At 39.7% G+C, this 19,933-nt stretch carries 13 protein-coding genes, 1 pseudogene and 1 riboswitch; of the genes and pseudogenes, 5 read left to right on the forward strand and 9 right to left on the reverse strand.

Annotated features, from left to right (window positions below; all coding sequences use genetic code 11):
* Positions 1-392 precede the first annotated feature (392 nt).
* The 5 genes from tnpA to D0T85_RS12155 form a co-directional block, all read right to left on the reverse strand.
* On the reverse strand, positions 393-848 hold the full coding sequence (gene tnpA, locus D0T85_RS12135) for an IS200/IS605 family transposase (RefSeq protein WP_163213563.1): 456 nt from the start codon (positions 846-848) through the stop codon (positions 393-395).
* 115 nt (positions 849-963) lie between these two features.
* Positions 964-2,076, reverse strand: coding sequence for an AAA family ATPase (locus D0T85_RS12140; protein WP_239060707.1), 1,113 nt, complete (start codon positions 2,074-2,076; stop codon positions 964-966).
* Positions 2,077-2,097: 21 nt separating this feature from the next.
* Positions 2,098-2,934 carry a hypothetical protein gene (locus tag D0T85_RS12145; protein ID WP_163213565.1) on the reverse strand — a complete coding sequence of 279 codons (837 nt, stop codon included), beginning with the start codon at positions 2,932-2,934 and terminating at the stop codon, positions 2,098-2,100.
* Positions 2,935-2,945: 11 nt separating this feature from the next.
* On the reverse strand, positions 2,946-4,361 hold the full coding sequence (locus D0T85_RS12150; RefSeq protein WP_163213567.1) for a DUF4241 domain-containing protein: 1,416 nt from the start codon (positions 4,359-4,361) through the stop codon (positions 2,946-2,948).
* Between the two features lie 4 nt (positions 4,362-4,365).
* On the reverse strand, positions 4,366-7,602 hold the full coding sequence (locus D0T85_RS12155; protein WP_163213570.1) for a DUF4132 domain-containing protein: 3,237 nt from the start codon (positions 7,600-7,602) through the stop codon (positions 4,366-4,368).
* 101 nt (positions 7,603-7,703) lie between these two features.
* On the opposite strand from D0T85_RS12155, the gene D0T85_RS12160 reads away from it, so the two are divergent.
* The gene (locus tag D0T85_RS12160; protein ID WP_163213572.1) at positions 7,704-8,867 is read left to right on the forward strand and encodes a metallophosphoesterase family protein; all 1,164 of its coding nucleotides are present in this window, start codon (positions 7,704-7,706) and stop codon (positions 8,865-8,867) included.
* Between the two features lie 88 nt (positions 8,868-8,955).
* Here the strand turns inward: D0T85_RS12160 and D0T85_RS12165 are convergent, their stop codons facing one another.
* Both D0T85_RS12165 and msrA read right to left on the reverse strand, forming a co-directional pair.
* On the reverse strand, positions 8,956-9,930 hold the full coding sequence (locus D0T85_RS12165; protein ID WP_163213574.1) for a site-specific integrase: 975 nt from the start codon (positions 9,928-9,930) through the stop codon (positions 8,956-8,958).
* 128 nt (positions 9,931-10,058) lie between these two features.
* Positions 10,059-10,535 (reverse strand): annotated as a pseudogene (msrA, locus tag D0T85_RS12170) (peptide-methionine (S)-S-oxide reductase MsrA); the annotation flags it as partial.
* A gap of 303 nt (positions 10,536-10,838) precedes the next feature.
* A riboswitch (TPP riboswitch) is annotated at positions 10,839-10,934 on the forward strand.
* 31 nt (positions 10,935-10,965) lie between these two features.
* Between msrA and D0T85_RS12175 the strand changes: the two are divergent.
* From D0T85_RS12175 to D0T85_RS12185, 3 genes are read left to right on the forward strand one after another with little or no spacing between them, the layout of a single operon-like run.
* Positions 10,966-13,215, forward strand: coding sequence for a TonB-dependent receptor (locus tag D0T85_RS12175; RefSeq protein ID WP_163213578.1), 2,250 nt, complete (start codon positions 10,966-10,968; stop codon positions 13,213-13,215).
* Positions 13,216-13,218: 3 nt separating this feature from the next.
* Complete coding sequence (gene pnuC, locus D0T85_RS12180; protein ID WP_163213580.1) at positions 13,219-13,800, forward strand: nicotinamide riboside transporter PnuC; 582 nt, start codon at positions 13,219-13,221, stop codon at positions 13,798-13,800.
* Positions 13,797-14,537 carry a thiamine diphosphokinase gene (locus tag D0T85_RS12185; protein WP_163213582.1) on the forward strand — a complete coding sequence of 247 codons (741 nt, stop codon included), beginning with the start codon at positions 13,797-13,799 and terminating at the stop codon, positions 14,535-14,537. The genes pnuC and D0T85_RS12185 overlap by 4 nt, the downstream gene beginning before the upstream one ends.
* A gap of 186 nt (positions 14,538-14,723) precedes the next feature.
* On the opposite strand, the gene D0T85_RS12190 is transcribed toward D0T85_RS12185, so the two are convergent.
* Positions 14,724-16,808, reverse strand: coding sequence for a pitrilysin family protein (locus D0T85_RS12190; RefSeq protein ID WP_163213584.1), 2,085 nt, complete (start codon positions 16,806-16,808; stop codon positions 14,724-14,726).
* 30 nt (positions 16,809-16,838) lie between these two features.
* Positions 16,839-18,161, reverse strand: a complete 1,323-nt coding sequence (locus D0T85_RS12195) for a pitrilysin family protein (protein WP_163213587.1) — start codon at positions 18,159-18,161, stop codon at positions 16,839-16,841.
* A gap of 101 nt (positions 18,162-18,262) precedes the next feature.
* On the opposite strand from D0T85_RS12195, the gene D0T85_RS12200 reads away from it, so the two are divergent.
* A complete protein-coding gene (locus tag D0T85_RS12200; RefSeq protein ID WP_163213589.1) occupies positions 18,263-19,906 on the forward strand; it encodes a fumarate hydratase in 1,644 nt (547 codons plus the stop codon).
* Positions 19,907-19,933: the final 27 nt, after the last annotated feature.

The following is a 19,933-nucleotide window of genomic DNA, read 5'->3' on the forward strand; positions in this document are numbered from 1 at the left end:
CCATATCTTAACGAACCGCTGTATACGTGACCCGTACGTACAGTGGTGTGAGAGGCTCTCCCTGCCGGGCGACACCGGCAGGGCAGTCTACTCGATTGTGTAGAGGCCGTTGGCCTCGTTTACAAATACAATTCCTAAACTGGTAAAAACCAATAATGCAAGTAACTGACATTAGACCAAATTCGTTTTAATTTCTGTTTATTCATCTTTTCTGCATTAAGTAACAAACTTAACCTACATTATTCATACTATAGAATGGCAGGAGTTATCGCTTCGCTAGGAGTTAAAGGAGTTAAAGAGGCCAACGGCCTCTACACAATAGCGTAGGGCAAAGCCCTACGTAACATATACACAGACACTGTGACCCCAACGGGGTCAACGCAGCTATATTACTAATCCCAAACGTATTGTTCATCATATTTTACATTATATTTATGCAAAAACGCTCTATATTCATCTTGAAAAGTCCATTTGCGATGATGCTCTTTTTGATTTAAAATATAATTGATAACCTTATCTGTTTCCGTTGAGTTTACCGAAAAGGCTCCATAACCTTCTTGCCAATAGAATTTCTGATAGTTATTCCCAAAATCCTTTATCCAAAGTGATGAACGTTTTTTTAGATTTTCAACTAATTTTGCTATTGTTGTTTCTCGTCCCAAGAGACATAAGATATGAATATGATCTGTATGTCCGCCTATTTGTATGGGGTTACATTTCATCTCTTTACAGATTCCTCCAAGGAAATTGTAAAGAGATGCGTTTATTTCATCGTCTTTCAATAATGAAATACGATTTTTGGTGCTAAAGGTTATATGAACGTATATGCTTGATAATGATTGTGGCATTATTTTGATTTAATTGCGTTGACCCCATTGGGGTCACAGTGCTGTTTGTTCGTTACGTAGGGCTTTGCCCTACGCTATTGCGTAGAGGCCGTTGGCCTCATCTGTTTATGATAAATTACTTGATATAATTCCTGTTTTCATAAAACTCCTGCCACAATCCTCCGCTTCTTTCGGCTTTCAATTTGATAACTCCATTAAAATAATCCTTCAATTTGGGGAGATCATCTTTATTCTCTTTCATTACAGCGCCCAGCAGGTTTTGCACCAACGAACGCATACTTACATTGCCATCACCATAATAATACCCATCTAATGCCGATTGATAATAAACCGATACCGCCTCGGCGGTACTCATTACACCGGATAGTTTCTGGATTTTGGCTTTCTCGTAAGATGTTCCATTGCGGAGTTCGTTAAATGTTGATGCCAATACATCAATAACATCATCCTGAACCTCTATATCCAACCCATTGGCTGCAAACATGCCCGAACACTGTTCGCGTATAATTTTACTTTCAAGAGCTACACTACGCACCGGCTCAACTGTTTCGAAATTGAAACGGCGTTTAAGAGCGCTACTCATTTCGTTAATACCTTTATCGCGAGTATTGGCAGTGGCAATTACGTTAAATCCGCTTGAAGCAAAGAGAAAACCATCTTCACCCAATTCAGGGATATTCAATACCCGGTCGCTCATGATACTGATAAGACTATCCTGTATTTCAAGCGGACAACGGGTGATTTCCTCGAAACGGGTAATTATTCCTTTTTTCATTCCAATATAAACAGGAGAGGGAATCAATGCCTCTTTTACCGGACCTTTTGCCAGTAGTAATGCGTAATTCCAGGAATATTTAATATTATCTTCACTGGTTCCTGCTGTTCCCTGCACGGTGTTTGTACTGGTACCACAAATGGCTGCCGAAAGTAATTCGCTTAACATGGTTTTTGCCGTACCAGGTTCGCCAACCAACATTAAACCGCGATTCCCGGCAAGGGTAATGATAGAGCGTTCAACCAATGCATCATCGCCCAGGTATTTAGGAGTAATGGTAACTTCTTTTCCATCTAATTCCAAAGGATCTTTTTTACCCAGGATAAAATCGCGTACAGCACGTGGAGATAATTGCCAATTAGCCGGTTTGGCTCCGGTATCGTGTTTGCGGAGTGCAGCCAACTCGTTGGCGTAACGCATCTCCATTAATGGTTTTTGTACTTTGTTTTGCATGATTAAATTGTTGAATCTTATCTATTGTTTTTTCACTAGAACGCCATCTGTTTTTATATGTTTTGCTTTCGAGAACTCCATTTTAGCGATTAGGTCATCTACAAATTGCTTATCATTACTACCTAAAAAGATGTCAGAGCCAGCACATCCAGTACGAAACCATCCTAAAGTACAGTGCTCTTTATTGAAGAAAAGTGTATGGTCGTAATGCTCACAGTCTTTAAAACGTTCCATATAGCCTGCAAATTTCTGCTCGGCCTTTTCAGCAGCTTTATAACTATAAAGTCCTTTTACTTTAGTTGTAAATACATTCTGCATTTTAGAGATAACAATACAGGCAAGTGTTACAGGTAAATCCATGTAAAGTGGCATGTGATCTTTTTGCCAGTACCATTGTTTATAAAAGTACAGATACCAGTTCCTTTTTATATCAATTCCACCATACGCTTTCTTGCCATTCCGTGTGGTTGAGTAAATCAGAATATCTGTTTTATACCATTTCTCATCGCTATAATAATCGTGTATAACTACATCTTTTTCAATCTTCAACTGGTCAGGACTAACTAATTTATAGTCCATTTTATTCATTAATTCAGGAATAAACAGATCTGTGTTTTTCCCAATGTATGAATATAATAGCCGAAGTGTTGATGGCAAAGCTATTCCTAATGTGTTCTCTATTTGTTGCAATTCGGGGTCAGAGATGCCATAAACCATTTCCGGATATACAGATAGGATATTTTCCAACCATTGTTTCATTAATTCCAATTCATCGGGGGTGGCAGGATGGTTTAAGAAACTGTTAGGCGTTTTTTTGATTAAGTCCTCGTCTGTATTGTATTTTAGCTCTTCGTTCATATTTCCATGCACTAATTATTTAACCAGTCAATAACCTGAAAATCAGTTATTATACAGGTAATATTGTTTTCTTTGTCTCTACCAATATAACTTTGATAGAATCCATCTCCAAAGCCAGTAGAGAACATGGCTACGTTTTCATAAACAAGCCCGGTGTTACCGTTCTTGTCGAATTCGTCAACAATATAATCAGAAATATCTTCTGTTAGTTTCGTTTCGTATTCCTGGTATATCTCAAAATCGGCAAAGCAACCAGTACCAGTATCTACGCCATAGCCATAAATATGGTCTTTTTGAGGTTTTATATCCTCACACAAAGCAATATCCCAACTAACTACTTCATTATTGGCGAATAACAACTTAGCTAGTGCCACACGCTGATCGCCCGATTTCCGTGCAATGGCAATCTCTACAGGAAATTCACCTTTAGGAAAAGTTGTTATTAATGGCTGTGATGAGATAATTAAAGGATCGTCTAGTATAATCTTCCCCGATACAATTTTAATATTCCCCAATGTGCGTTTCTCAAAAATCCAACCCTCGCATACACATTGCTTGTCACCAAAAGCAGCCTCTAATAGTCCACTTATTTTAAAACCTTTATGGTTATTGCAAGGTTTCGATTTGGGCAAACGGGTATCTGCCGGCCCATCTTCGGGTAATCGTACATATCGGGCTTTCTGGAATATTTTAAATTGTTTTGCCATGTGGGCATCGTCACCAATTCCATAGAATTCGTGTAATACCATAGCATCAAAAGGAATAACTATAACTGTTTTACTATCAATAAAGTTTGTAGAGTACTCAGACCATCCTGTAATTGCTTCAACTGCTTTCTCTGTTTCACCAAACTTAACAAGACTATAAGCCATGGAACAATAATCCTGTTTGTAATAATCTTGTGTTTTGGCTTTTTCAAATATATTCAGTAACTCTTCTTTATTGTCATCAAGAAAAAACTTTTTGGATAAGAAGTACTCTTGTGGTGTTAGTATCTTGCTTTTAGAATACTTTGTTTCGTTATGCTGTTCCAGAATGGGCAGAAGCCTTTCGGCTTCTGCTATTCTGTTAGTTTTGATTGCTGCTATATCTACAAGAAGATAGTCGAACAGTTTTTCTTTTATCCAAAATGCTTTTATCAGGTTGTAATATGGTTCATTGCTTATTGCAAAGACAAGCAAATCCATTACTTTTTCCCAGTCTCTTTCAAAATAAGCTACCAGTTGGGCTAAAACATACGCTGTTAGTGGAGAATATTTTTCTCCTTCCGAAACAAGCACATTCAGCCCTTCCTCAATTCTTCCACGGCGTATTATTTCGCATCCTTCATGAAATCTCTTAGAGATACTTTTAGGCACTTTTGCCGAGTAGCTTTCCGGGATAGGAAAAGGATATGTTGCAATCAGTTGTTTGTTACTTTCAAACATATCACTATTCTTCCTTCAGTGTATCAAATATTCCAATTACCGAACTTACAAACCGTGCAGGTACTGCCGAAGGATCAAGTATCATGTTTGCTTTGGGTTCTTCCTCAACTTCTTGTTCTTCGCCCAAGCGATAGAAAATGAGATTGCCCAATGTTACATCGTCATTATACTCTTGCCCCATCCACATATACTCAAAATTGATTTGTGCGGCCAGATTCAAATATTTATCCACCCAGTGGAAACAAGTATAGCTTCCGCCATCCCACACTTCGCCACGTGCCATATTGTACTTTTTGGCTATTCCGGCTATCTTACCCGATTTTACCATACAGCCTATGTATTTGATAACCTTTTTATCGTCAATATCTTTAGGATCTATGGTCACCATTGGGGCAGATAATTGTGGAAGTGGTTGTACTACTTCATAATCATCGAGCTGTTCTTTCCATTGAGCAACTAACTCGGCCGACATTTCAATAGGGTGTACCAATGTGATTGAAGCATTCTCAGGAAGAGTGAATTCGTCTTCGTCAACAGTGTTGAATGTTCCATCGTCCATATAGCGGAATGTTTCTATCAGCTTATCACCCTCATAAACTCCCCAGATTAAACCGGTAGCAAAGCGGTGCATAATGGGGTTCTCTACAAAGAGGGTACTCCAGGCATTTACTGTCCAGCGACGGCCATTCATCAAAACCTTTTCCAAGCGGTTGGTTTGTGTTTGAACGGCAACTTTCATTTGTTTTTTAAGTTCGGAGAATTCTTTTTTAGCTGCTGTGGCTTTTACTGTATCATCGTTGGCACCAGGAGCAGGCATCGATTTTATGTTCTTTTGCTTATCGTTATCGTAAATGGTAAGAGTAAAGTCGGGCATCAATGTTATTTTAAAGGTACGTGCCCCATAATCAAGTTCTTTTTCTCCTTCTTTATTAAACCCAAGTGTAGGTACAATCTTATCCGATAATTCGTCTTCGGGAATTTCCAGTGCTTTGGCAGCAAATACAAAGGCTGTTTTGGCTGCATTCTTTACCTGGTTATTAGGGAATTTTACAGAAATGCCGTCAATCATCATCAGGGCAACACTTCCTCCGTTCATGGCAATGGCATTTACTACGAAGGCAGCAACAGCTCCACGTGATGCTTCGGCCCAGTCTTTCAATTGGGTTTTAAGTCGGAGAATCTGCGAATCCGATACATACAAACAGTAAGGCACCATAAACATTTTCTTTTTGGCTTCGGCACCATTATCTTTCCAAAGCTGATAAATGTTTTCGAGTGTGGCTTGAAAATCCTGTGGGTTGAGGCGTTCTACAATTTTATCGCAGGCTTTAATTCTGTATGCTTCTTCCAATGCCATGTATTCGGCCAGGATGTGCTTAATTACAATAACAGGAGCTTTTTCGGTAAGGTCGATAAAACGTACTTCGGTAAGCATATCTTCAGGAATCCAGGAGATAAATTTATCATTTCCCTTATCGTGGTTATCATTACAGTATTCAATAACAGCAGCATTATCTTTGAACGAGAAGTTTGCACCAAATTTACGTTCATTGTCCCAACACTTAATTAATCGTTTGGCAGCATCCTGTGCATTGCCTCTCAATTTCCCCATCTTTTCTTCCATTATGGGGCGAATGGTTGCTTCATTCTCTTTGATAATTTCTTCGGCCTTTTTGCGTATCAGCTTCGATTTATTTGTGAGCATTGCAAATAGCGGATCGGTAGCATCGAGTTTAAATTCCTGATAAAGCAATTCGGCCCATACCAGATTCTCGGCAACACTCATATCGTTTTTGCTTAATGTATCAAGAGCCGCTTCCTTGTTTTCAAGAATAAAGTCGCAGGTAATTGCTTCGGATATAGCCTGCCGGATTTGACCTCCCCATATTTGTGTATAACAGTATGCCCGGAAAGCTTTATCAATAGTAATGCATCCGCTATCGAAAAGCACTTTCAAGCTATCTTTGGGCTCAATGGATAGCCATTTCTTCCGGTCGCGCAGAAAATATCCGGTTGCAAATATATCGTTCTCGTAACTATTCGATGTTTTGGGCTGCTTGGTTAGCAATACATGCATTAAACGGCGGGCGCGTGATGAATAGTCGTACAGAACACAATATACACCAACTATTTTATACCATGTTCCCCAACCTAAAGATAGCGTGGTAGGAAGTGGTGGTACATCTTTCAAATCAACCTCTTCATCATAGTATATCTTTTCTATACTTTTTTGATTGAGATCGTTAAATAATGCCAACTGAACTATATTGTAATTTTCCAATTCCTCCTGACCTTCGCCATTCTGCAATAAAATGGCTAGCAGATAGGCTGCCTCAATAAGATTTTTATGATCTTTTGATGTAGCCATACGCCCAAACAAATCCATAAATATATCTTTGTTTTCCTTGTATAGCTGTTTCAATATGGAAGCTTTATCAAGGTCGATAAAATTATCGGTAGCTAACAGATAGTAATACGACCAAAGTGGGGCACCTACTTTCTCTAAGAAAGGAATATATTCTTCCTTAGTCATTTGTTTATATAGAATAAATGCGGCTTTGAAGTTGGTATCTAACTGATCGAGAAGCAGTTCTCTCAATTCGGGCGAAGACTCGTAGGTGTGATACAACATTACAGTTGTTATATCGTTTTTAATTCGTTTGGCAACAAGAGCTAATACATGTATGTATTGGGCATACGCCGATGCATCTTTATTTAAGAGTTGAGCGGCTATGTAGAGGGCGAGGTATAATTCACGATTCATTTTTCGTTTATCCAGCAGTTCACCCAGTTTATCGGTAAGCAACTGGTTGGCAAAAGCAATAGATTCTTCGGGGTGATATTGCAATAATGCTCCTGCAAGCCAGTACAGCGTATCTTCGGAAATATCATTAAACTTATGAATGGTTTGCTTTATTATAGAATCGAAATCATAACCGATGCGTAAGCATATATTTGCTTCTTCCCGTATCCGGTAACTTCCACTGATAAGTCCTCCATTACGCATTTTTGATATTGCTACCAGCATGCGGCGAGCCAGTTCATGGTTTTCTCCATCCAACTCTTTTATCATCCAATCATGGTAATACGTATAGTATTTTCTTTGCCCACTGGTTAACGGGCCGTTAAGTTCGTCCGTTTTTTCTTCAAGATAATCATATACCAAAGATGTTAATCCCCATTGATAGTAGCTGTTTTCGAACTCTTTGCGCCAGAGTTCCATCATTTTTTCTTGTTTCATTTTTTATTGGTGTTTTGTATTAGTCGCTCTCTCTGAAAAAGCAAATATAGTTGTTTTTTATAAATGATTTGATACATTTGCAAAACCTTAAAGTAAAAATCATGAGAAAACTATTACTTTTATTATCATTGCTATACTCGGCAATGTTATTTGCGCAAGATTTTAAGATTTTGCATGGACCTTATTTACAAGGAGTAACCGAGAATGAGGTAACTGTGGTATGGGTTACTAATAAAGAAGCGGTTTCGTGGGTTGAACTGGCACCCGATGACGAAAGCCACTTCTATGCAGAAGAAAGACAACGGTTTTATCAAACAAATTTCGGAAAAAAAGAGATTGGTACTTTGCATAAGATTAAAATATCCGGACTAGAAAAAGCCACCAGATATCGGTATCGCATTTACTCTAAAGAAGTAACAGCCAAAGAACATTACTACATTGGTTATGGTAAAACAGTGGCAACAAATGTATATAGGCAAAAGCCGCTTACGTTTCGTACTTTAGATACCTCGCAGGCCAATATGAAATTTGCCGTGGTAAATGATATTCATGAAAACAGCGAACTGTTGGAGAAACTAATTAGCCAGACTAACATAAGCGAGCAAGACTTTGTTCTTTTTAATGGTGACATGGCAAGCAATATGTTTTCGGAGGAACAAGTGCTGGGAGGATTTGTTGATCAGGCAGTGCGGTCGTTTGCGCGCGAAACGCCTTTCTTTATGGCAAGGGGAAATCATGAAACACGTGGATTGTTCTCTACAGAATATATCAATTATTTTCCAACTTCAACCGGACAACCGTATTACGCATTCAGGCAAGGGCCTGCGTTTTTTATTGTATTAGATGGTGGAGAGGATAAACCCGATAGCGATATAGAATATCACAGCTTGGCCGATTTTGATAATTATCGCGAAAGCCAGATTAAATGGCTAACCGATGTTCTACAGAGTGAAGACTTTAAACAAGCGCCTGTTAAAGTGGTTGTTATGCATGTTCCGCCCATTCGTTCAACCTGGCATGGCCCAATTCAGATAAAGAAGCATTTTATTCCGTTATTAAATAAGGCAGGAATCCATTTAATGCTAAGTGCACATTTGCATAAGCATTTTTACATAGAGGCTGGTAATGATGATTGCAACTTCCCTGTACTGATTAACTCAAATAATCATGTTGCTATGTTTAGTATAGCTAAACAGGAAATTAGTATTAAGGTGTTGAGCGAAGACGGTAAATCAATACTTACCAAAACTATTCCGGTATACTAAATACTGATTCAACATAACCCGGGTGTATTGAGGAAATACATGTTAGGTATCGGGATGATACATCCGGGTGTATTCAATAAAACAAGTTTTACCTTGAAGTTTCGCGCAGCCTATATTCCGGTTGTGCCCTGGTTACTCGTTGAACTTGCGAGTAGGCCAGCTTACCAAATATAGCTTTGATTACTGTGTCGTTAGCTTTTAGGAGAGTGGTGTTATCGAATGATTTAAGATAAACATGAGTCACTTTCTCCGATTGGTGTCCCATAGCCTGACTGATTACAGAAGTAGCTACCCCTTCATGATATGCAACTGTAGCCCAACTGTGACGCGACACATACGAGGTAAGATTGTCTTTTATACCCAAATAACGTGCTACTTTCTTCAAACGCCTGTTCTGGGCACGCAAAGCTGTTTCGTACTGTTTCCTTTCGTCTCTTCCGGGATTTTTAATAATAGGAAGAAGATAAGGCGAACGTGCGGTTTGCTCTTTGTATTTTTCAATAATACGCCAAGCCAGATTATCTACAGCAACTGTTACCGTTGAACGGGTTTTATGACGCTGATAAATAATGCTTCCATCTCCCTTAATATTTGTTTTCCGGAGATATGCCAGGTCGATGAAAGAAATGCCTTGCAAATACAAACTAAGCATAAACATATCGCGGGCAAAGTCAAGACAAGGGTATTTGCTGAAATCGGCTTGGCAAATAAACTTCAATGTCTTTGCCCGGATTGCCCGTTTGTAAGTAGGCTCGCTTCTGGTTTGAACGCCTTCAAACAATCCGGGCTGATAGTTTATTAACTCTTTTTGTACTGCCTTGTTGTACAATGACCGGATGCGAGCCAGGTAGAAAACAATAGAATTTCGACTTAGTCCGGTAGAGACTAGATAGTCCTGATAACCTGTTAACCATGTCCGATTGAAGATATCCTTAATAGGTGCATCTTCCTGATGGTAGTAAAGCATACTGCGTAAGGTGCTCAGGTAGGTTTCTGCTGTTCTTGTGCAGCCAAGCCGGCGATAACTCTCGACGACCTCTAAAACATAATCAGTTAAATTCATGGTTGATTTTTTTTATATTAACATTGTGAAAAACTATTGCAAAATAACCATGTTTTTAACAAATTCAAAGCAAAAAAGGATTAGTTTTCTAACAAAATTTAAAGGATAAGCGTAAAATTATTAATAAATTAGAACCTTTTAATATATCCGTGGCAGTAGGGTAGGGTGCCTTTTCTGTTGTAATAATTTTGATGGTAATCTTCGGCAACCCAAAACATAGTGCTCGGTGTAACGGATGTTACTACATTGAGCCCTTTTTCTTGTAATTCTTTAATCAATCTTTCGGCTACTGTTTTCTGGTGGTTGTTGATGTAAAAAATCTCTGACCTATATTGTTCGCCAATATCTGGGCCTTGACCATCAATTTGTGTAGGATCGTGTATCTCGAAAAACATTTTTGCCAAGGTTTCATAGTCTGTTTGGGTGGTATCGTAAGTTATGCGCACAGCTTCGGCATGGCCTGTATTTTTTTTGCATACCTGTTCGTACGATGGGTTTTCTACTTCGCCTCCAATATATCCGGATTCTACGGAAACAACTCCGGGTATTTTCTTCATGTAATATTCAACTCCCCAGAAACATCCGCCTGCAAAAATAGCAGTGTCCATTTTTAATTCATTGTTTTGATTCATAGTAATGATTTAGGAATAAATAATAATAGACATAGATATATGGGAAGCCTGAAATGCAGAAGGAACGTCGACAGTTTCGACATACCAACATTTCGCGGTAGGAAACTACTAGTTTTCTACGTATGAAACTGTTGGTTTCCTATATAGGAAACAACTTGTTTCACTGTGCAAAACAAAAATGAAACTACTTGTTTCATGCGCATCTCGTTTGCTTATCCATTAATAATACCTATTTTTGCAGTGTTTTCGGAAGGAAAGTGTTCCTTTAGTAAACTATCACTAATAGGGGGGTGCCTTAATATTACGGGCTGAGATCATACCCATTGACCTGATCCGGGTAATACCGGCGGAGGGAAAATAGAGAAAAGAACCCCTTTTCTTGTTTAACTAAAAGAGTTTTAAAATGAAAAGAAGAGCAGCAATGCTGGCCGGTGTATTGTGTACCGGAATGAGTATGTATTCGCAGAGTGCACCTGTGGATAGTGTAAAAACCGTCAACCTGGATGAAGTACAAATAATATCCACTCGTGCTACATCTAAAACTCCGGTTGCCTTTACCGATGTTGATAAAGAACAGATACGGAAACAGAATTTCGGTCTGGATATTCCATTCCTTCTCACCTCTACTCCGTCGGTTCTTACTACTTCCGATGCCGGGGCAGGTATTGGTTATACCAGTATCCGCGTTCGCGGTACAGATGCTACACGTATCAATATTACAGCCAACGGTATTCCGATGAATGATGCTGAGAGTCATTCTATATTCTGGGTAAACACTCCGGATATGGCTTCTTCGCTCGAAGATATGCAGATACAGCGTGGTGCCGGAACATCAACCAATGGCGCGGGTGCTTTTGGTGCAAGTATCAATATGCGTACCCAAGGCATATCTTCAAAACCTTATGCCGAGGTTTCGGGTTCGTATGGTTCATTTAATACGCATAAAGAAACACTCAAAGTTGGTACCGGTATTTTAAATAATCACTGGGCTTTCGATGCACGGATATCTAACATTTCAACAGATGGTTATCGCGACAGGGCAACGGCCGATATGACTTCTTACTTTCTGCAAGGTGGTTATTACGGCGAGAGTACCAGTATTAAGTTTATAACCTTCGGCGGTAACGAAGAAACATATCATGCGTGGGACGGTATCAGCAAAGATGATTTAAAGAACAACCGCAAGTATAACCCCAACGGTAAGATTGAAGATGCTAACGGCAATGTGATAGGCTTTTATGATAACCAGATCGACAAGTATAAACAAACACATTACCAACTACTGCTCGATCATACATTTACACCGGCATGGAAATTAAACGTTGCTTTGCATTATACCGATGGCGATGGTTATTACGAAGAATACAAAAACACCCGCAAGCTGATAGAGTATGGATTAGAACCTTTCACGGTAGATGGAAAAACGATAAAGAAGGTAGACCTTGTACGGCGTAAGTCGGTCGAAAGCGGCTTTGGCGGCGGCATCTTCTCTTTAAACTATACCAACGAACGTTTACAGGCTGCTATTGGTGGAGGCATTAACTATTACGAAAACGATCATTATGGTAATGTTATCTGGATTAAAAACTACATTGGTAATCTTGCTCCGGATCATGAGTATTACCGGAACACGGGTAAAAAAACCGATGGTAACATCTATGCAAAAGCCAATTACGAACTGGGTAACGGTTTCAATCTCTATGCCGATTTGCAGTACCGGCATATTAATTATAAGATAAACGGTAACAACGATAAATGGGATGATACCAAAGAACCTGAACATTTGCAACGTTTGGATATCGACGAAAAGTTCAGCTTCTTCAATCCCAAAGCCGGGATATTCTGGCAAATCAACCCCAATCATTCGGCTTATGCTTCTTTCTCGGTAGCTCAAAAAGAACCCACCCGTAACAATTATACCGATGGGTTATTCACAGAATTACCCAAAGCAGAAAAGTTATTCGATTACGAACTGGGATATACCTACCGAAACAGCCGTTTTACTGCCGGAGTGAATCTCTATTATATGGATTACACCGATCAGCTGGTATTGAATGGTAAAGTAAACGAGATTGGCGAAGCAATGGCTGAAAACGTAAAGGACAGCTACCGCATGGGTATTGAACTTACTGCAGGTGCTAAATTGTTAGAATGGCTACGTTGGGATGTAAATGCCACATGGAGCAAGAACCGCATTAAAAATTATACAGCTTACTACAGCACTTGGGATAGTAATTGGAATGAGTATGATCAAACCGCGGTTGCTATGGGTACTACACCGATTGCTTTTTCTCCTTCGTTTATGGCAGGAAGTCTTTTCAGTTTCGACTATAAGGGCTGGGGAGCTACATTTCAATCGCAATACGTGAGTCGTCAGTATCTGGATAATACAGGTAATGAAGTAAACTCTATTGATCCTTATTTTGTTAATAACCTTCATGTAGGATACACTTTCAAACTAAAGGGATTTAAAAGTATTAATGTGGGTGCTACGGTATATAACCTGTTTAATGAGAAGTATGAAACGAATGGGTATTCAGCATCATCGGCAACATATGATCCGGAAAGTGAAACAACAACAATTAATCATAATCCGATGTATTATCCTATGGCAGGTACAAATATATTGTGTAATGTAACGTTGAGATTTTAAATAATGAACTATCTCGAAATCTTAGGAACCATTGTCGGTCTGGTGTATTTATGGCTGGAATACAAGGCTAGTATCTGGTTGTGGATTACCGGGGTTATAATGCCTGCCATCTATATCTTTATATATTATGATGCGGGATTATATGCCGACATGGGTATAAACGTATATTATCTGGGTGCAGCCATATACGGACTTGCTGTTTGGGCAGCAGGAAGCAAAAAGAATAAAGGTGAATTACCTATTACCCATACTCCTGTAAATACTATACTACCAATGATGGTTATCTGTATAGTATCTTTTCTGGGTATCGCCTGGTTATTAATAAACTATACAAATAGTGATGTTCCATGGATTGATAGTTTCACTACTGCTTTAAGCATTATTGGTATGTGGATGCTGGCACGCAAATATCTGGAACAATGGCTTGTTTGGCTTGTAGTGGATGTTGTTAGTGCGGGCTTGTATATTTATAAGGAACTTTATTTTACTTCGGGGTTGTATGCGGTTTATGCGGTTATTGCTATCTTTGGGTATTGTAAATGGAAAAAGATGATGATTAACAACCGGTTCAATATCACGATATGAATTACTACCCCCTACTTAACCCCACATCCCTGCCCGATGCAGTAATACTGGCCAACGGAGAGTTCCCAACCCACCCGTTACCTTTATACTTTCTGCATAATTCCCCTTTCGTTGTATGCTGTGATGGAGCCGCAAACCAATTCATTGCCCAAGGCTATACCCCAAATGCTATTGTAGGAGACGGGGATTCTATCTCCCCAGAGAACAGAAAGAAGTTTGCTGATATTCTATTTATCAATAACGATCAGGAAACAAACGATCAGACTAAAGCAGTGAACTATTGCGTATCGCAAGGAAAGAAACATATAATTATAGTTGGTGCAACCGGTAAACGAGAAGACCATACATTAGGCAATATTAGTTTGTTGATGGATTATATGGAATACGCCAATGTAGAGATGGTTACAGATTATGGTGTATTTACACCAGTAAAAGATAGCGGAAATTTTGAATGCATGCCTTCCGAACAAATATCAATTATAAACTTCGGAGCTACAGGGGTGAGGGGAGAGAATCTGGTTTATCCTTTAAGTGATTTTACAAACTGGTGGCAAGGTACGCTTAATGAATGTACAGGGAATAATTTTATTATTCATGCTACGGGGAGGTATCTTGTGTTTCGGGGTTCTGAATTATTTTCGGTTTTTGAACTTAATCAAAGAGCAAACAAAGCCATTGAAAACTGTAAAGCAGGAAAAGGAACACCACATGAACAGATTCAACGGAAAGTTTTATGAAATAATTCTTTGTTTAGTAAAGTTTTCTTTGCTCTGAAAGAGCATCCTTTCGATAACCCCGGACAAGCCTGCGTGCGCAGTCCGGGGTAGATAAACATCAAAAGCATTAAAACTCTGAAAGAGTTTCCCTCTTTATTCAGGGACAACTCCTTCAGAGTTGAACTCACTTTGGTATGTCGCCCCGGACTACTTAAAATCAGCATCCTTCAAACCAATATTCATTTCTATTGAAGTAATGATAATGTTAATGTTTTGACCCATTACAGACTGTTTGCTGGCATAAGGCACTTTTACACCACTCATTTCACGGTAGTCGCTATAATCAGTAATGGCTTGCATTTCGCCGTTAGGAGTTTTAGTGGTTTGTACCTTGCGTAGTTTCAATCCGCTTTGTACGCTGTAGTACTCAACTGCAAATGCACCGTTCTTTTCTATTTTCAGCGCATACGCATCTTCTTCGTTAATGGCTTCAATACCTTCAACAGTTAAGGTACTACCGTTAGTAAGGTAATTCAGTTCAGGTGCTATTCCGGTTGCATATTTAATCTCTTCCACTTTCGGACCTTCGGTTGTCTCACTGTTGCCCTGCATACCCGATATTCTTAACACCTTTCCATCGAAAGCCATTTTCTGAATAAGCATACCTTGCATCGACATAGAGTTTGTTGACAAGTTAGGCTTTTTAAAGGTTTGCTCAACAGCACCGGATTTTCCCATGATTTGCATTTCGCCTACTATCTTGAAGTCGTTAATCTTATCAATAGCTTCTTTTCCACCAATGGCTTTAATATAGTTTTGTATAACCTCTTCGGCCGATACATTTACTTCTTTGGTAGTAGGTGCTTCAATAGGATTAGCATCGTAATCGTACCATTGTACTTTGCCATCGCTGGCAAAACGTGCCAGTTTATCGGCATGTTGCTTATCGCCGGTTACAACAATCCAAGCATTTTCTGGTTTGATGTATTTTGCAGCAGCTGCCTGAATATCGGCAGGAGTTAATGCTTCCAAACGTTTGAGGTAGTTACGGTAATAATCTTTAGGCAGATTATACTTATCAATATTTACAGCAAACTGGGCAATGTTTGTTGATTGAGCCAACGAACGCGAGAAATTTCCGGCACGGTAAGTAACAGCATCTTTCAGTTCTTGTGCAGTAACAGGCTCTTTAATAATCCGGTCAAACTCTTTGAGGATTTCGTAAACAGCACTGTCGGTAGCCAAAGCTTTAACAGAGGCAGCCCCTCTACCGCTGGTTAACGACATAGAACCAATTTGCTCTCCTGCCGATAGACTGGTGTAAATACCATAAGTCCAGCTCTTATCTTCGCGGAGGTTCATAAATAAATGTCCGGTTCCGCTACCACCAAGAATCTGGTTCATAACAGCAGCAGCATCGTAGTCCGACTCTTTCAGGTTGAATTTTACCGGATAACAAACATCAATAGCCGATTGTACAGAACCTGGTTTGTTAGCAAAAGCAACCTTGTTTTGTGCAGGAGCAGTAGGAATAACATAATCTGTTACCGGAACATCTTTCTTTGCCCATTTACCGAAATATTTTTCGGCCTGCTTTTGTGCTTCTTTCTTCGATATGTCGCCAACAATAACAAGACGTGCTACGTTGGGTGCAAAGTATGTATTATAATATGCTTCCAGATCGGCTAATGTAACACTTTCAAGGGTTTTCAGCGTCATAATTTCTCCTCCGGGATAGCCTTTACCGTACACAAGTGTATTTGCAATGCGGTTGGTAATGTTACCGGCATCATCGCCAATAGCCGAAAGGTCTGTTTTATACTTACCTAAGCCCAACTCAAACTCTTCTTGCGAAAATACCGGGTTAAATAACATGTCTGTCATTATCTCCAGTGCTTTATCGTGATGCTTTTTCAGGAAGTATGCATATCCTCCATTACGGTGTACACCCCCTTGCATAGCAATCATGTCGATGTCTTTGTTAAGTTGTTCTTTGCTTCTGTTTTTGGTAATTGTACCAAATACTTCATTAAACAAACTGTTACGTCCTACTTTATCGGCTTCGAGTGTTGGTTTAACATCCAACTGAAGCGAGTATAATACCAATGGGGTTGAATTGTCTTCAACCAGAAAAACCTTCAATCCGTTTTTAAGGGTAAATACCTGTGCGTCTTTTATATTAACTTCTTTAGCCGGGGCAGCCAACGGACGGATACTCCTGTCGATTGTTTGGGCATTTGCTGATAGAGAACTGATAAGAATAATCAGCAGAATATTTATATGTCTTTTCATTTCAATTTTCATTAATAAATTATCACTCCGTTATTCTTTCTCTTTTTTGGGTAGGTAGTGTAATACCACGCGCGAGTTGTTTTGCAGATATTTCTTAGCTACATCCATTACATCCTGACGTGTTACCTGTTCGTAGTTCTCAAGTTCTTTGTTAACCCGTTCGGCATCTTTAAAGTATGTATAATTGTTTGCTAAGGCTTGTGCTTTACCCTCAAGCGATTGCAGTTTGGCAGCTACTTCAAACTCTTTTGCTGCCATAGCCATCTGGAATTCTTCTTCCGATACCAGCTCGGTAGATAATTTATTGATTTCGGCAGTAACAGCATTTTCTACATCATCGGGTGTATTACCCATATTGGGGATGGCAATTACATACATTAATCCGGGATCTTCTAACGAGAAGATGATTGCTTGTGTTTGCAGTGTTAAACCTTTATCGTCCAGATTGGTTTTAAACCGTGAAGCAGCTCCACCATGTAGTATTTGTGAAGCAATATCCATTGCATACGCCTCTTTGGTTCCCATTGCGGGGGCATGATAGGCCATAAATACAGCCGGAAGCTGAATATTGTCGTACACAATGTCTTTGATTTCTTCTGTCTGGGCAGGTTCAACAATGTCCGGACGGTATATTGGAAGTGTTCCGCGCGGAATGTTTGCGAAGTATGTGTTAATCCACTCGCGTGTTTGTTTCTCGTCGAAGTCGCCGGCAATAATCAACACACAGTTGTTGGGCACATAAAATGTATCGTAGAAGTTTTTGATATCATTGAATGTAGCTTCTCTGATGTGTTCTTCGTTACCAATAGTTTGCCATCTGTAAGGATGCTTTTTGAATGCTCTTCTTCCGACTTCGTACATAAAGGTGCCATAAGGGCGGTTGTCGTACGATTGTTTCTTTTCTTCAATAACCACACCTTTTTGTGTGTTAACGCCAATAGTGTCTATCTTGGCATGAAGCATTCTTTCCGATTCCATCCACAATGCCAGCTCTAACTGGTTCGATGGCATGTTTTCGTAGTAGTAGGTTCTGTCGGGGCTGGTGTTAGCGTTTAACGAACCGCCGGCAGCTTGTACTATTTTAAAGTACTCTCCTCTTTCTATGTTTTCGGAACCTTCAAACATCAGATGCTCAAAGAAGTGGGCAAATCCCGTGCGCGACGGATCTTCGTTTTTAGCACCAACATGATACATAAGCGATACCATAACGTTGGGTGTTCTGTCATCGTGATGAAGTATCACATGCAATCCGTTATCCAGGTCGTACTCGGTAAACCTGATTTTCTCAGTCTGTGCATTAACCGTTAATATACCGGTTAACAAGACTACAGCTAAAATGAATAGTTTTTTCATATTACTCAATTAATATTTTGATGCAAAAGTAGCAAAATTCTTCTCAATTATATTATTACCTTTGCATCAACTAATAACATTACGTAATAATAATTATTAATATGGCAACACCTCCGTTCAAGTATCAGGAACCTTTCCCAATGGGAAAAGATACAACCGAGTATTATCTGCTTACCAAAGATTATGTTTCGGTAAGCGAGTTTGAAGGAAAAGAAATTCTTAAAGTTGACGAAGAAGGGCTTACTGCAATGGCTAATGCTGCTTTCCGCGATGTGGCTTTTATGCTTCGTCCGGAGCATCAACAGCAGGTAGCTAAGATTCTTTCTGATCCCGAAGCCAGTGAAAACGACAAATATGTTGCTTTGACATTTCTACGCAATGCCGAAGTATCAGCAAAAGGCAAACTTCCTTTCTGCCAGGATACTGGTACTGCTATTATTATGGGAAAGAAAGGGCAACAGGTTTGGACAAACGGTAACGACGAAGAAGCCCTTTCGAAAGGGGTTTATAAAACCTATACCGAAGAAAACCTTCGTTATTCGCAGAATGTGCCTTTGAATATGTACGATGAGAAGAATACAGGATGCAATCTTCCGGCACAAATCGACTTGTATGCTATTCAAGGTGCTGAATATAAATTCCTTTGTATTGCTAAAGGGGGCGGATCGGCCAACAAAACTTATTTGTATCAGGAAACTAAAGCTTTGCTGACTCCCGAAAAGCTTGTTCCTTTCTTGGTTGAGAAGATGAAGTCGTTGGGTACAGCTGCTTGTCCTCCTTATCATATTGCTTTTGCTATTGGTGGAACTTCTGCCGAGGCTAACCTGAAAACCGTAAAGCTTGCTTCTGCTAAGTATTACGATAATCTTCCTACCGAAGGAAACGAAGGCGGTCAGGCTTTCCGCGATATTGAACTTGAAAAGCAGGTATTGTGCGAAGCCCAAAGAATGGGACTGGGTGCTCAGTTCGGTGGAAAATATTTTGCGCATGATATCCGTATCATCCGTTTGCCTCGTCACGGTGCTTCTTGTCCGGTGGGTATGGGCGTATCTTGTTCGGCCGACCGTAATATCAAAGCAAAGATCAATAAAGATGGTATCTGGATTGAGAAGATGGAAGATAATCCGGGCAAATACATTCCGGAAGAGTTGCGTAACGCCGGCGAAGGTGATGCTGTGAAAATAGACCTGAATCAGCCAATGGCAGATATATTGAAGGAGCTTACCAAATATCCTGTTTCTACCCGTTTATCGCTGAATGGTACAATCATCGTAGGCCGTGATATTGCCCACGCTAAACTGAAAGAACGTTTGGACCGTGGCGAAGGCTTGCCTCAATACATCAAAGATCATCCTATTTATTATGCCGGCCCTGCTAAAACTCCGAAAGGAATGCCTTCAGGTTCGTTCGGACCTACAACTGCCGGCCGTATGGACTCGTATGTTGATCTGTTCCAACAGAATGGTGGTAGCATGATTATGATTGCCAAAGGTAACCGCTCGCAACAAGTAACCGATGCTTGCCAAAAGTATGGTGGTTTCTACTTGGGTAGCATTGGTGGTCCGGCTGCAATCTTGGCTCAGAATAACATAAAGAAAGTAGAATGTTTGGAATATCCTGAACTAGGAATGGAAGCCATCTGGAAGATTGAAGTGGTAGACTTCCCTGCATTCATTTTGGTTGATGATAAAGGAAACGACTTCTTTAAACAGTTAAAACCGCTGGATATTAATTGTAAGTTATAAAGTTAATAGAATGGAAGGAGTTATCGC

The organism is Bacteroides sp. 519, from assembly GCF_010500955.1.
GTDB lineage: Bacteria > Bacteroidota > Bacteroidia > Bacteroidales > Bacteroidaceae > Bacteroides.